The sequence below is a fragment of the Lentilitoribacter sp. Alg239-R112 genome (assembly GCF_900537175.1).
In the GTDB taxonomy this organism is placed as follows: Bacteria; Pseudomonadota; Alphaproteobacteria; order Rhizobiales; family Rhizobiaceae; genus Lentilitoribacter.
Genome location: NZ_LS999833.1, coordinates 2,292,031 through 2,305,723, shown reverse-complemented (window position 1 = coordinate 2,305,723; position 13,693 = coordinate 2,292,031). Strand labels below are relative to the sequence as shown.

11 protein-coding genes are annotated in these 13,693 nt (G+C 43.8%); 9 read left to right on the top strand and 2 right to left on the bottom strand.

Annotated elements, in window-relative coordinates; all coding sequences use genetic code 11:
- Nucleotides 1–124: 124 nt before the first annotated feature.
- The gene (locus tag G3W54_RS11405) at nucleotides 125–1,711 is read left to right on the top strand and encodes a gamma-glutamyltransferase family protein (RefSeq protein WP_162653163.1); all 1,587 of its coding nucleotides are present in this window, start codon (nucleotides 125–127) and stop codon (nucleotides 1,709–1,711) included.
- An 80-nt stretch (nucleotides 1,712–1,791) separates the two neighbouring features.
- Nucleotides 1,792–3,210 (top strand): DUF3179 domain-containing protein, encoded by a 1,419-nt coding sequence (locus G3W54_RS11400; RefSeq protein ID WP_162653162.1) that lies wholly within the window; start codon nucleotides 1,792–1,794, stop codon nucleotides 3,208–3,210.
- Between the two features lie 14 nt (nucleotides 3,211–3,224).
- On the opposite strand, the gene phaR is transcribed toward G3W54_RS11400, so the two are convergent.
- A complete protein-coding gene (gene phaR, locus G3W54_RS11395) occupies nucleotides 3,225–3,803 on the bottom strand; it encodes a polyhydroxyalkanoate synthesis repressor PhaR (RefSeq protein ID WP_162653161.1) in 579 nt (192 codons plus the stop codon).
- Between the two features lie 180 nt (nucleotides 3,804–3,983).
- On the opposite strand from phaR, the gene G3W54_RS11390 reads away from it, so the two are divergent.
- The 6 genes from G3W54_RS11390 to G3W54_RS11365 all read left to right on the top strand — a co-directional run bounded on the left by G3W54_RS11390 (nucleotide 3,984) and on the right by G3W54_RS11365 (nucleotide 11,309).
- Nucleotides 3,984–5,159 (top strand): acetyl-CoA C-acetyltransferase, encoded by a 1,176-nt coding sequence (locus G3W54_RS11390; protein ID WP_162653160.1) that lies wholly within the window; start codon nucleotides 3,984–3,986, stop codon nucleotides 5,157–5,159.
- A 103-nt stretch (nucleotides 5,160–5,262) separates the two neighbouring features.
- Entirely contained in the window at nucleotides 5,263–5,988 is a 726-nt protein-coding gene (gene phbB / locus G3W54_RS11385; RefSeq protein WP_162653159.1) for an acetoacetyl-CoA reductase, read from the top strand.
- 642 nt (nucleotides 5,989–6,630) lie between these two features.
- Nucleotides 6,631–9,522: a DEAD/DEAH box helicase gene (locus G3W54_RS11380; RefSeq protein ID WP_162653672.1), complete on the top strand. Its 2,892-nt coding sequence runs from the start codon at nucleotides 6,631–6,633 to the stop codon at nucleotides 9,520–9,522.
- Nucleotides 9,519–9,908, top strand: a complete 390-nt coding sequence (locus G3W54_RS11375; protein WP_162653158.1) for an RNA-binding S4 domain-containing protein — start codon at nucleotides 9,519–9,521, stop codon at nucleotides 9,906–9,908. The genes G3W54_RS11380 and G3W54_RS11375 overlap by 4 nt, the downstream gene beginning before the upstream one ends.
- A 129-nt stretch (nucleotides 9,909–10,037) precedes the next feature.
- Nucleotides 10,038–10,379, top strand: a complete 342-nt coding sequence (gene fdxA, locus G3W54_RS11370; RefSeq protein WP_162653157.1) for a ferredoxin FdxA — start codon at nucleotides 10,038–10,040, stop codon at nucleotides 10,377–10,379.
- 339 nt (nucleotides 10,380–10,718) lie between these two features.
- Nucleotides 10,719–11,309: a CarD family transcriptional regulator gene (locus tag G3W54_RS11365; RefSeq protein ID WP_162653156.1), complete on the top strand. Its 591-nt coding sequence runs from the start codon at nucleotides 10,719–10,721 to the stop codon at nucleotides 11,307–11,309.
- A 54-nt stretch (nucleotides 11,310–11,363) separates the two neighbouring features.
- Here G3W54_RS11365 and G3W54_RS11360 read toward each other — a convergent pair whose 3' ends face one another.
- Nucleotides 11,364–12,779, bottom strand: a complete 1,416-nt coding sequence (locus G3W54_RS11360; protein WP_244627880.1) for a M48 family metalloprotease — start codon at nucleotides 12,777–12,779, stop codon at nucleotides 11,364–11,366.
- Nucleotides 12,780–13,008: 229 nt separating this feature from the next.
- On the opposite strand from G3W54_RS11360, the gene G3W54_RS11355 reads away from it, so the two are divergent.
- Nucleotides 13,009–13,692, top strand: a complete 684-nt coding sequence (locus G3W54_RS11355) for a thiamine diphosphokinase (protein ID WP_244627879.1) — start codon at nucleotides 13,009–13,011, stop codon at nucleotides 13,690–13,692.
- Nucleotide 13,693 lies beyond the last annotated feature (1 nt).

The following is a 13,693-nucleotide window of genomic DNA, read 5'->3' as shown; positions in this document are numbered from 1 at the left end:
TTAAGAGTTTGAATGATCAATATTTATCATTATTATGCGCCAGAAGTGTTGACTTGATAATATAGAAGAAAATGAAAGTCATCGGACCATATTTAACTTACATTGTTTCTGAAAAGGAAATAATATGCGGCGATTAGATACTCCAGGGCGTTCTCAGGTTTTTGCCGAGAACGGGATTGTTGCTACGTCCCATCCGTTGGCGTCTTCAACAGCGCTTTCTATCTTGCGTGATGGAGGATCAGCTGTTGATGCTGCGATTGCAGCCTCTATGGTTCTGAGTGTCGTTGAGCCGCAGATGACAGGTATCGGCGGTGATTGCTTTGCTATTATCCATGATCCAAAGCAAGGCGGTATCCACGCAGTTAATGGCTCTGGTAGATCTTCAGCGAAAGCTGAAATTAATTGGTTTTTTGAGAATGATATTATTGAAATAGTTGATAGCGGCGTGCATTCGATTACGGTACCCGGTGCTCTTAAAGCCTTTGATGAAATGCATCAAAAGTTCGGTAAACTAGAGTGGACACAGCTTTTTGGTGATGCGATCAGCACAGCCCGAAATGGGTTTGCTGTTTCCCCCCGTGTAGCATTTGATTGGGCTCGCAATGATGATGCTCTTTTGCGTGACGAAGGAAGCGCGCAGCATTTGTTGCTTAGTGGCCGTGTTCCAGAACTTGGGGAGCGCATGAAGTTCGAGGCCCTTGCGAATACGCTGGAAAAGATTTCAGAATATGGAATTGCACCGTTCTATGAGGGTGAGTTTGCCGCTGAAATTGCATCCGTGATTGCTGCCAAAGGCGGTCTTTTGGATGAAGAAGATTTAGCCAATGTAACCTGTGATTGGGTTGAACCTATATCGACTGAGTTTGCTGGTCATGAGGTGTTGGAAATTCCACCAAATGGGTCTGGCATGGTGACGCTGATTATGATGAATTTGATGGAAATTCTTGATGTTCATTCATATGCACCAGATAGCGCGGAACGCTATCATCTTGAGATTGAAATTGGCCGTGTTGCTTATTCTGTCCGTGATGCAATGTTGGCTGATCCGGAGCACATGGAAGTGCCCGTTGAAGAGTTGATATCTAAAGAATACGCCCAGAAATTGGCAGGGCAGATTTCGAAGTTGAGACGTAATGATAAAATCGTTCTGCCTGAAATTCCCTCCTCTGACACGGTTTATCTCACAGTTGCTGACAAGGATGGCCAGATTGTTTCACTTATCTATTCTGTCTTTACAGACTTCGGCTCCAAGATAGTCACACCGAATTCCGGTATTGTTCTGCAAAGTCGTGGCGCTTGTTTCAATTTGATTCCAGGACATCCGAATGTAATTGGGCCATCTAAACGCCCGCTGCATACGATTATTCCCGCAATGGCGAAGCAAGATGGGAAACCGAGTTACTCATTTGGTGTCATGGGTGGTGCTTACCAGCCGATGGGGCAGTCGCACGTATTTGCCAATTTGGAAAAATATGGATTTGATCCACAAACAGCACTTGATTATCCTCGATTATTTTGGGGCAAAGATGGTGTATTGGAAGCAGAAAGTGGTTTGTCTCGATCTGTGCTCGGTGGGCTGGAAGCTCGTGGGCATAAGTTGCGATCAGCAGCGACACCAATTGGCGGTGGGCAGATTATCAAGGTTGATCCTTCAGGGTTCTACTGTGCTGGTTCTGATCCACGAAAAGACGGTTTTGCGATCGGGTACTAGATCTACATTCTTAGCCATTCACGTGGCGATAAATTTAAATTTACTATCAAGTGAAATGAACATCATGGATATTTGTATCCATGATGACAAAACGTAAAAAAATAATATCCGCTTTTCTCGCCGGTTCTTTTCTCATGTCTGGTCAATCTGCGGTTTCGAAAAATGCGACACCATCCAGTAAAATTGCCGTTCAGGAAGCTGAACGTGCAGATTTTGTTGAACTTGCGATGCAAGCTCTTATTGGAGATGATGACCAACGAAGAGCCGCCATTGATTTCTTTGTTGATCGGGGTGATCGCGATATTGTGCCTCTACTTGTCTTGCTGATGCGGATCGGTGGTGCACATATTGACGTACAAGATGCACTTTTCAAGCTTACTGGCCAGGAGATGAAGACTTGGCGAGATGCCATGCTATGGCAGGAGGCGCATCCTGAGATTATTTCGCATCCATCCTACTACGATATTAAGTTGCGCTATTTTTATAATATTGACCGTAATTTCGGGCAGTTTTTCTCATCGAAATATTTGAAACCGGAGAATATGAAAATCCGCTTTGAAGAGATTACATGGGGCGGGGTGAAAGTAGATGGTATTCCCTCACTTGATAACCCCAAAATGATCGATGCATCCAAGGCTGATTATTTGCTTGATAGTGATTTGGTTTTCGGTGTTGAAATTAATGGGGATGTTCGCGCCTATCCACTTCGCATAATGGGGTGGCATGAGATGTTTAATGATGTGATCGGTGGCGTGCCTGTTGCGCTTGCCTATTGCACGTTATGTGGATCGGGCATCCTGTACGAGACGAAACTTGTTGGCCAAGAAGATCATTTGGTGTTTGGTTCATCTGGTTTTCTTTACCGTTCAAATAAACTTATGTTTGATCGACAGACATCTAGCCTCTGGAACCAATTTACAGGTATGCCCGTGGTTGGTGAATTGGTCGATAAGGATATTAAGTTAAAAACACGCGCCGTGACGATTACCACTTGGGGGAAATGGCAGAAGCGAAACCCCAAAACGAAAGTACTATCTTTGGACACTGGACACTTTCGTGATTATGATTCAGGCGTTGTCTATAACGAATATTTTGCAAGCCCCGAACTTATGTTCCCAGCGCTTGTTGAAGATGAGAGCATTGTAAAACGTAAGGATTATGTTTTCGGTATTCGTGATTATGGTGCTGCTAAAGCATGGCCACTTGCAGCTTTTACGAAAAAAACAGTCATCAATGACCGAATTGGTTCAAAAAATATTGTTCTAATTGGCGATGCAACAACTCGCACAGTTAGATCCTATGAACGTGGAGATGTTGAATTCGAACACGGAGGTACGCTGGAGAGCTTGAAAAGTGATGCTGGTATCTGGCTAATTTCTGAAGACGCGATTACAGGACCCAATGGCGAAAAACTAGCACGAATTTCCGGTAGTATTTCTTACTGGTTTGCCTGGGAAAACTATCTCGGCAAGACAAGCAAGTTATATCGTCATGATTAACTGGGAATGATCTCTCAGCTAATCTTGTTGATCTTATCTTGCATGCCTTTGAGTTGTTCCTTTAACTCGTCAATTTCGCTCTTAGCTTCGTCTTTTTTTTCTTCACCTTCAGGTGACATTGCGAAGGGAGAAAACATCGACATGGCTTGCTGAAACATTTCTGTATTTTTTTTGACTTGTTCTTCGATCAACTGCATGGGCGCAGCCATATTCGCAATGACTGGGTTTGCTTCCATGGATGAGGTCATTTGTTCTTTGAACTTTTCTTGTTGCTCGGTAAGCGCTGACATAGAATGTTCGAGATAGCTCGGCACAACCATCTGCATTTGATCACCATAAAATGAAATGAGCTGGCGCAGAAAAGATGTTGGTAGAAGGGTGTTTCCTGTTTTTGCTTCCTGTTCAAAAATAATTTGGGTGAGAACGGAGTGTGTTATATCTTCACCAGTTTTTGCTTCGTTGACGGTAAAATCTTCACCTTTTTGAACCATCTCAGCCAAGTCTTCAAGCGTGACATACGCACTTGTGCCAGTATTATACAAACGTCGGTTTGCATACTTTTTGATGACAATAGCGTCCGTGTCTTTGCTCATGTGACCCTCCAGAAATAAGCTATACTAACTTTGAAATTTACACTAATCTAAAAATATTAGAATTGCCAAGCCTATTGTGCATTGCCGATATTTTGTCTATCTATATTGCGGTGCAGCATTTATTGCATTGGTTAGGGACGCGCAGTTTGTATTTAAACTGGCTATAAAGAGGAATAATTTATGAGTAGTTCAATTGTAATTGCTGGCATCGCCAGAACAGCGGTCGGCTCTTTTAGTGGTGCGTTTGCTAAAGCGCCTGCACATGATCTTGGTGCGACTGCGATCAAAGGTGCGCTTGCAAAAGCTGGTGTTGAAGCTGATGCGGTGAATGAAGTTATCATGGGGCAAGTCCTAACAGCTGGCATGGGGCAAAACCCCGCACGTCAAGCTGCAATGGCTGCCGGTATCCCGAAAGAAGCAACGGCCTGGGGCCTTAATCAAGTTTGTGGGTCTGGCTTGCGTGCGATGGCAATTGGCATGCAACAAATTATGAGTGGCGATGCTGATATTATTGCGGCAGGTGGTCAAGAATCTATGTCATTGTCTACTCATTGTGCTCATATGCGTGCGGGTACAAAAATGGGTGATATGAAGCTCATTGATACAATGATAAAAGACGGTCTGACGGAAGCATTTTACGGTTACCACATGGGTGTAACGGCTGAGAACATTGCCAAGAAGTGGGAACTGTCTCGTCAAACACAGGATGAATTTGCTGTCGCATCTCAAAACAAAGCTGAGGCTGCTCAAAAAGCTGGCAAATTTAAAGATGAGATTGTTGCTCATACGATTAAAGGTCGCAAGGGTGATACAATCGTTGAAGAAGATGAGTACATCAAACATGGTGTTACGCTTGAAAGTGTTGGTAAACTTCGTCCTGCTTTTGATAAAGAAGGCACCGTTACCGCCGCGAACGCATCTGGCCTGAACGATGGCGCAGCAGCTGCCATTTTAATGTCTGAAGAAGAAGCGAATAAGCGCGATATCGCACCAATGGCGCGTATCGCATCTTGGGCAACGTCTGGTGTTGATCCACAAATTATGGGTACTGGTCCAATTCCAGCATCGCGTAAAGCGTTAGAACGCGCGGGTTGGTCTGTTGGCGATCTTGATCTTGTTGAAGCGAATGAAGCATTTGCTGCACAAGCATGTGCTGTGAATATGGATATGGGTTGGGATCCTGAAATCGTAAACGTCAATGGCGGCGCGATTGCAATTGGTCACCCAATTGGTGCTTCCGGCGCACGTGTTCTAACCACACTTATCCATGAAATGGTTCGTCGTGATGTGAATAAAGGCCTTGCTACACTATGTATTGGTGGTGGTATGGGCGTAGCGCTTTGCGTTGAACGTTAGGCAGCTATTACATAATAACATATGTCTTTTTTTGAAAATTTGCTAAAGTCAATTTAGGTTAAACTTTAACGACTTTAGCAGACATTTCATCAAGAGGGACATTATGAGTAAAGTAGCAATCGTAACTGGCGGCACCCGAGGTATCGGCGCCGCCATTTCTGTAGCATTAAAAGAAGCTGGTTATACTGTTGCCGCCAACTATGCAGGTAATGATGAGGCCGCCGCCGCCTTTACAGCAGAAACTGGCATTAAAGCATATAAATGGTCAGTTGCAGATTATGAAGCATGTGCTGCCGGTATCGCGCAAGTTGAAGCGGATTTGGGTGAAATCTCAGTTCTAGTGAATAATGCAGGCATTACTCGCGATGGTATGTTCCACAAAATGACTCCTGAAAAATGGAATGAAGTCATTAACACCAATCTAAATGGTGTTTTCAACATGACACACCCAATTTGGCCGGGCCTGCGCGCTCGTAAATTTGGTCGTGTAATTAACATTTCGTCTATCAATGGTCAAAAAGGCCAAGCTGGCCAAGCTAATTATTCTGCTGCCAAAGCGGGTGATATTGGTCTGACCAAAGCGCTGGCTCAAGAAGGCGCTCGCGCTGGGATCACAGTCAATGCTGTTTGCCCAGGCTATATTGGCACTGATATGGTCAAAGCAATTGACCCGGATGTGTTAGAAAAACATGTTTTACCACTTATTCCAGTTGGCCGTTTGGGCGAGCCGGAAGAGATTGCACGCTGCGTTGTCTTCCTTGCATCCGATGATGCCGGTTTCATCACAGGGTCAACAATTTCTGCAAATGGTGGTCAATACTTCTCTTAAGAATTTAGTCACAAATTGAATGCTGAGGCGCCTCATTGAGGCGCCTTTTTTTACGCTTTGTTAATACTGATTAACAGTGAGCATTAGGTTTCCTCTCAATATATGGATTGTAGAGGTGGAAATTAGTTATCCGGTGCATGGGTTGGGCAATATGTAGTCGTGAACAAAATAAGAACATACTCAGGTGAGCGATTCGTGTCTGTTTCGTTCCGCTTTTGGTCTAATGCTTAATGATTTTGAACAAAAATTGACTTTAACTTTAACTATCTGTTTGTTTTGATTAACAAAGTGTAACTAAAATAGTTAATCGGATGTGTGGTTTTTCACATAGTTTTTTATATTCTAAGCCCATCGGAGTTGTTATTAACTTTTCAATGGAAAATTCAATAGAATATCTTCAGTCAATGTCGATATTTTGTTCACTTTTTTGCGCTGATCGCAATATGTAGCCGTGAACAAAACGGGAAATGAGCTTAGTCAGCGATTCGTAGCCGATTCGTTCTATCCCTGTTCCATTCGTTAACAGGCGAGGTTTTCATAACGTGTTTTTTTCGTGTTTGTTTTGCTTAATTATGCTAGCAAAAACTAAGTGACGTGTGAGTTCAATTTATGAATAGACATTCTGAAATACCAGTAGATCCGATTGTCGTAAGTGGTCGCGGCGTAACGGCTGTTTTGGGACCGACAAATACTGGTAAAACCCATTATGCAATTGAACGAATGATTGCCCATAAAAGTGGTGTCATTGGGTTGCCATTACGTCTCCTGGCTCGCGAAGTTTATCAGCGACTTATCAAACGTGTCGGGGAGGGTAAGGTTGCATTAGTAACGGGTGAAGAAAAGATCAGTCCGCCAAATGCAACGTACACGGTGTGCACTGTTGAAGCGATGCCCCGCACAACAAACGCGGCTTTTGTTGCAATTGACGAAGTTCAGCTTGCATCTGATTTAGAGCGTGGGCATGTTTTCACCGATAGAATATTGCATCTAAGGGGCACTGAAGAAACGCTTCTGCTTGGCTCGGATATTATGCGCAATGTACTATCACGCATGATGCCAGGCCTATATGTGATCGAGCGACCGCGTCTCTCACGCCTCGAATATAGCGGTTCGCGCAAAATATCGCGGCTGCAAAGACGTTCCGCCGTTGTCGCGTTTTCTGCCAATGAAGTTTATGCCATTGCAGAACTTATTCGTCGCCAGCGTGGTGGTGCAGCGGTGGTTTTGGGTGCGTTGTCCCCCAGAACCCGCAATGCTCAAGTTGAACTTTATCAAAATGGTGATGTTGATTATCTTGTAGCAACTGATGCTATTGGTATGGGGCTAAATCTGGATGTTGATCATGTTGCATTTGCGCAAGATCATAAATTTGATGGTTTTCAGTATAGACCATTAAATCTTGCAGAGCTTGGTCAGATTGCTGGCCGAGCAGGCAGGCATACGACCGATGGCACTTTCGGCGTGACAGGACATGCGGCACCTTTAAATGAAGAAACCGTTGAGCGTTTGGAAGCGCATGTATTTGAACCTGTGAAGATATTGCAATGGCGCAATCAGCAGCTTGATTTTTCATCTTTGTCGAATCTCGTTTCGAGTTTGGAGCGAACACCCGTGATAAACGGGCTAACAAAGGCTGTTCCGAGTGTTGATCAGCGGGCGCTTGAATTTCTATCAAGGGATGATGATGTAACGAAATATACCAACAGCGCATCGCGGGTGAAAACTTTATGGGAAGTATGCGCACTTCCCGATTACCGTGGTGTTGCACCCGCCCAACATGGTGAATTGATTTCAACTATTTTTCAGGATCTCGTGATTAAAGGTTCGGTAGATGAGGATTATCTTGCCAAACAACTTCGTCTCTTAGATAAGACAGATGGTGAAATTGACACATTGTCTGCGCGAATCTCTCAGATTAGAACATGGACATACGTATCAAATCATCCGGCGTGGCTTGCAAATCCGCAACATTGGCAAGAAAAAACACGTGAAATTGAGGATCGTTTGTCTGATGCGCTACATGAGAGGTTGACGAAACGGTTTGTAGATCGCAGGACATCTGTGCTGATGAAGCGGTTAAGAGAGAAAGCAATGCTGGAAGCAGAAATAAGTGTAAATGGCGATATGTTCGTCGAGGGTCATCATGTAGGTCAACTGAATGGATTTCGGTTTGTACCGGATAAGTCGGCTGAAGGTTTGGATGCAAAGGCTGTAATGGCGGCATCACAAAATGCTTTGGTCATAGAATTTGAAGCGCGTGCTGCTCGATTGCATGCTGGCGCAAATGGTGATTTTGCAATTGGTAATGATGGTACGATCAGATGGAATGGTGAACCCGTTGGTAAATTGACCAAGGGTGATCACATCATGAAGCCGAAAGTGATCATTTTAGCTGATGATCAGATTGCCGAGAATGTACGTGATTTAGTGATTGCTCGTATTGAGCGGTTTATAAATCACCATATTGCGACAGTGTTAAAACCTTTAGATGAATTATCTCGTGCAGATGATATTGAAGGGTTAGGCCGCGGTCTCGCTTTTCAAATTGTTGAAGCATTGGGTGTTCTTTTCCGTCGAGATGTTCATGAAACAGTAAAGAGCATTGATCAATCTGAACGCGGCATATTACGTCGCTATGGCATTCGCTTTGGTGCTTATCACATCTTCATGCCGGCATTGCTTAAGCCAGCACCTGCTGAATTGATTACCTTGTTATGGGCAATCTCAAATGATGGATTTGAGAAAGCAGGTTTTGGTGAGGTCATCGCTGGACTTGCTGCTGGACGTACATCTATGCAAACAGACCAGAGTTTTGAACGCGAATTCTATCGCCTTGCGGGCTTCCGGTTTTTGGGTAAGCGTGCGGTGCGTATTGATATTTTAGAACGCCTTGCAGACCTTATCCGTCCGGCACTTAGTTGGAACCCCGGAGATGGTCCGCGCCCTGAGGCTGGTTATGATGGCAAAACATTCATTTCGACACCATCAATGCTTTCGATTTTAGGTGCTACAGCGGAAGATATTGAGGAGATCTTAAAAGGTCTTGGTTATCGCGCTGAACCTATCGCGGCGGAGGTTGTAGAAGAGCATTTGGCAGGCTTTAAAGATGATGCCGAGGCGAAGTCTGATGGCCCTGTTGTTGAAGTAGTTTCTACCAAGCAAATCGTAAAAGATGCAGAGCCTTCTGTTAAAGCTGATGAAGATAAAAATGCTGTTGTTGAAGACGCAAATGCTGTTGCGAAAGTGGATGAAGCTGTTGAGGTTGAAGAAGAGCCCAAGCCCGTTTTACTTTGGCGTCCAGCGAGTCGGCAAGAACGGACACGCGGTCGTGGTAAGTCTGGAGCTCAGGGCGATGGAGCAAATAAAGGTCGATCTAATCGCGGTGGCGGTAAGAAATTTACCAAGCATAATAAAAACAACCATAACAAAGGTAAGCAGGGAAACTCTGCTAAGTTTGTGAAGAAGGACAAGCCGCTTGATCCTGATTCTCCATTTGCTAAATTGGCAGCGCTTAAGGATCAGATGAAAACGTGAGTGAAGGCGTTAAGCAACGTATAGATAAATGTCTGTTTTTCATGCGTGTTGTAAAGTCTCGCACGCTTGCTGGTAAGCTTGTTTCAAGTGGAAAAGTGCGCGTTAATAAGGATAAAGTATCGTCTGCAAACTATCAGGTTAAACTGGATGATGTGTTAACGATTACCCTTGAGCGTTCCGTCCTGGTTTTGCGTATTGTAAACTTTGGAGAACGGCGGGGGCCCTATCAGGAAGCCAAAGAACTTTACGAAGATTTGTCGCCACCACCTGTTACAAAGGATGAAAAACACATACGGCAAATGAGTGCGCCATCTCGAGATCCGGGTGCTGGACGGCCTACAAAAAAAGAAAAGCGAGAGCTTGATCGGTTTCGATATCTATCTTGAAATATGCAGGTTATATCGTGCTTTGGAAAATGTTGCTCGATAGGCCCTTAATTTATGGAACATAATTCCTTGCAATGCAGGATTAAAGCATTTACCAGAACGTAAATATTAGAATATTTGGAGTAGCACGTGACTTATATCGTGACCGAAAATTGCATACGCTGCAAATACATGGATTGTGTTGAAGTTTGCCCAGTTGATTGTTTCTACGAGGGCGACAATATGCTGGTGATTCATCCAGATGAATGTATCGATTGTGGCGTTTGTGAGCCTGAGTGCCCTGCAGAAGCCATTTCGCCAGATACTGATCCTGGTTTGGAGAAATGGCTTAAAATCAATACAGATTTTGCGGAAAAGTGGCCAAATATTACCGTTGCCAGAGAAAAGCCTGCTGATGCCGAAGAGATGGATGGTGTTGAAGACAAATATAAGAAGTTCTTCTCGGAGGCTCCGGGGTTGGGCGATCAATAGTTATTTGGACTAAATGGCTGTGCATACATTTCCGTAATTAACTATATCTTAAGAGTTTGTGACCGGTTTTTACGCGCACGTTGAAATTGTTAGGTTTTTGTGTTATTGTCGCAAAACTGACAAAAAAATTACGGCATACGAGGCATCGTCAATTTGACCATTTGGGCAGAGTGGTCCTTCAACATAAATATACCGATCCTATCCTGCGCTTGTTTTACAGCGAGTGCATGAAAATGTTTGAGCTTAATTGAGTTGGAATAGTTCCGTTGAAAACGGAAACAAAAACAAGACGTTCCGCTGTGTTGATGGAATGTCCAACAGGGAGTGTGATACACACAGATGGCAACCCAGACAAAAAAAACTTCAACACGCCAAGGTTTTAAAATTGGTGAATCTATTGTTTACCCGGCGCATGGTGTTGGTCAAATTACAGAAATTGATGAGCAGGAAGTAGCTGGTCATAAACTTGAGCTTTTTGTTATTGATTTTGATAAAGACAAAATGCGCTTGAAGGTTCCAGTCGCAAAAGCTGTTTCAATCGGCATGCGCAAACTTTCAGAAACAGATTTCGTAGAACGCGCTTTGAAAGTTGTTCAAGGTCGTGCTCGTATTAAACGTACCATGTGGTCGCGTCGTGCGCAGGAATATGATGCGAAGATTAATTCAGGTGATCTTATTCAAATTGCAGAAGTTGTTCGCGATCTTTATCGTGCAGAAAACCAACCTGAGCAATCTTATTCAGAACGTCAGCTTTATGAAGCAGCGCTTGATCGTATGGCTCGTGAACTATCCGCAGTCCAGAAGATTTCAGATACGGAAGCAGTCCAGCTTATCGAAGTTAACTTGAATAAAACGCCTCCGGCGAGACGTGTAAAGAAAACCGAAGAAGAAGCTGCAACATCAGAAAATGATGGTTCTGCCGCTGCATAATTTTTTAGGACATCTTATAAAGAAAGCCCGTTAAATCTGTTTAACGGGCTTTTTCTATTCTGAGACGATTTTTACAATTGAACCTTGCGTTAAGGTCGCCCCCGACTGCAACGCATTTAAAACTCTGAACAACTCTATTTTTCGGTTGGTTCCAAGCATTTTTGCCGCAATAGAAGAAACGGTATCACCAGGTGCAACCTGAACGGTTCGAATGCGCAAGGGTCGCAGGTTGGCAACCTCATTTTGGCTTAACGCGCGGAAACTACCGGCAATTTCTTTAGCAACCAATAGGTAGCGCGCTTTGGTTTTTGGAACAGCTGTCAGAAAGCGATAATAAAATTCGTTATATTGAATGAGCGTAACATCAAATATCCACCGATCAGCCTGTGCGCGTGCAGTTAATGCAGGCAGACCATTGATTGTTGTGCGTGCTATGCTTGAAGGCTCAAGCCCCTTGATCCAGCCATCGTTTATATAACTATCGAGTGAGCTACCTGCTTTAATCTCAACAGCATCGAATTGCGTGGCGATTTCGTTTGGCCCATTTGCCAAAACCGCATCGCTTGTATTGTCGATTTCAAACCCATCGGGTACATCAAAGCGAATGCCTAAATTTGCATGTAGGAATGTATTACCGCGAACATATCCGTGTTGAGCATTGTCGCCAAATGTTAGTCCATTAATGTCCCGCATAAAATTAGCGCGGTTTGTTGTTTGTGATGATGGAGATGTGAATTGATCCGCATATTTCTGTGCCGCGGCTCGTCGCTTAGGGGTAGATGGATGGCTGGATAAAAAGTTTAGACCTGAAAATGTCTGATCTTCAGCATTAAATGCACTAAAATTTTCCAAAGATTTTAAGAAGCGCACCGATGCATCGGGGTCATATCCTGCTTGTGCGAGCATTCGTATGCCAATTTCATCAGCTTGTAATTCTTGTTGACGAGAAAATGCGGCAAGGCGCAGTTTGTTGCGCGCCAGAACACTATTGGTTGATAAATTACCGGATAGAATTTCGGACACAACCTGACCGGCAATCAGTGCTGCATCTTGTTGTTGTTTCCGCTGAATACCATGGTTTGCAATTACATGTGCCATCTCATGCGATATAACCGCGGCTATTTCAGCCTCGTCGTTTGCCAAAGCAAGCAGGCCTCGTGTGATGTAAAGATAACCACCTGGTAAAGCAAAGGCATTGACAGAGGGGGCATCTAAAATTGTAATCCGGTACGATTGGATAGGGTTTTCAGAAACCGTTGTAAGAATACCAACAATGCGGGCTATCATTTTTAAAGCATTTGCATCTCGATATTCACCGCCATAACTGGCAACAATTTTGGGGTGTTGTCTTGCACCAATTTCCGCACGTTTATCATCAAGCTGTAGTTGATCAACAGTTTGTGGGTTTGATGAAGGTGCAAATTCGCTTTCAAGATCACTTGGTGTAATACACCCTGCTAATCCGCCCACAAAAAAAACCACAGCAGCAAATCTCGCCAGGTTTATTTTACCGAGGGGATTTGAAATTATGGAGCAACTTTTGTGAATATTCTTCATGCGTGTTTTGCAATAACTCTTGACCAGATTGACATATTAGCGAGCATTTGTCGTAATTGATAGATCATGCGGTGCGGGAGAGATACTAGTTTCCTCAATTGATTGTAGCAATTGGTTTATTTTAACGACAATATGCTGGTAAGTGCGTGAAAACCTGATATCTGCTGTTGTTATGATGTCTCGTGAACGATTTGTAATTTTATTAGCTGGTGATTTGAGTGTGGATGATCGCATCAATGCTCTTTGCCATTCTGCTCGCGTCATTGCAGCTGATTCTGGTATTTCTCATGCAAACGCACTTAGGGTTACTCCAGAACTATGGGTTGGGGATTTTGATTCTAGCCCCCAAGAACTAGTTGAACAGTATAATCATGTCGAAAAGTTGACCTTTGGGCGAGAAAAAGATGAAACTGATGGTAGTCTTGCCATCAATGCAGCACTTAAACGCGGTGCAAAGGAGATTGTTCTCCTCGGTGCAACTGGAGGTGATCGGTTTGATCATTCGCTGGGTGTTCTCTTTGAAATGTTGCTTCATCACGAGCAGGGTATAGAAATTTTTGCCTCCACAGGAGACGAAGACTATTGGCCTATTATTGATGGTCACTTGGATTTGGCTCTGCCGGAGGGGTCTTTGTTTTCAATTCTTGCTCTTACATCGCTCACTGGATTGACAATTACAGGCGCGAAATACCCTCTCAAAAATATAGATGTTGAATTCGGTTCTACCTATACATTATCGAACGCCGTCAAAGGTAATTTGAGTATTCATATTGCTTCCGGACGAGCTATTATTATTGCAAGACCTAAAGATTTTTCAGGAATTTAAT

Bases quoted from the DNA above. Each gene is read 5' to 3' on its own strand.
- G3W54_RS11405 (WP_162653163.1), top strand. From the start codon at position 125: ATGCGGCGATTAGATACTCCAGGGCGTTCTCAGGTTTTTGCCGAGAAC.
- G3W54_RS11400 (WP_162653162.1), top strand. From the start codon at position 1,792: ATGATGACAAAACGTAAAAAAATAATATCCGCTTTTCTCGCCGGTTCT.
- phaR (WP_162653161.1), bottom strand. From the start codon at position 3,803: ATGAGCAAAGACACGGACGCTATTGTCATCAAAAAGTATGCAAACCGA.
- G3W54_RS11390 (WP_162653160.1), top strand. From the start codon at position 3,984: ATGAGTAGTTCAATTGTAATTGCTGGCATCGCCAGAACAGCGGTCGGC.
- phbB (WP_162653159.1), top strand. From the start codon at position 5,263: ATGAGTAAAGTAGCAATCGTAACTGGCGGCACCCGAGGTATCGGCGCC.
- G3W54_RS11365 (WP_162653156.1), top strand. From the start codon at position 10,719: ATGGCAACCCAGACAAAAAAAACTTCAACACGCCAAGGTTTTAAAATT.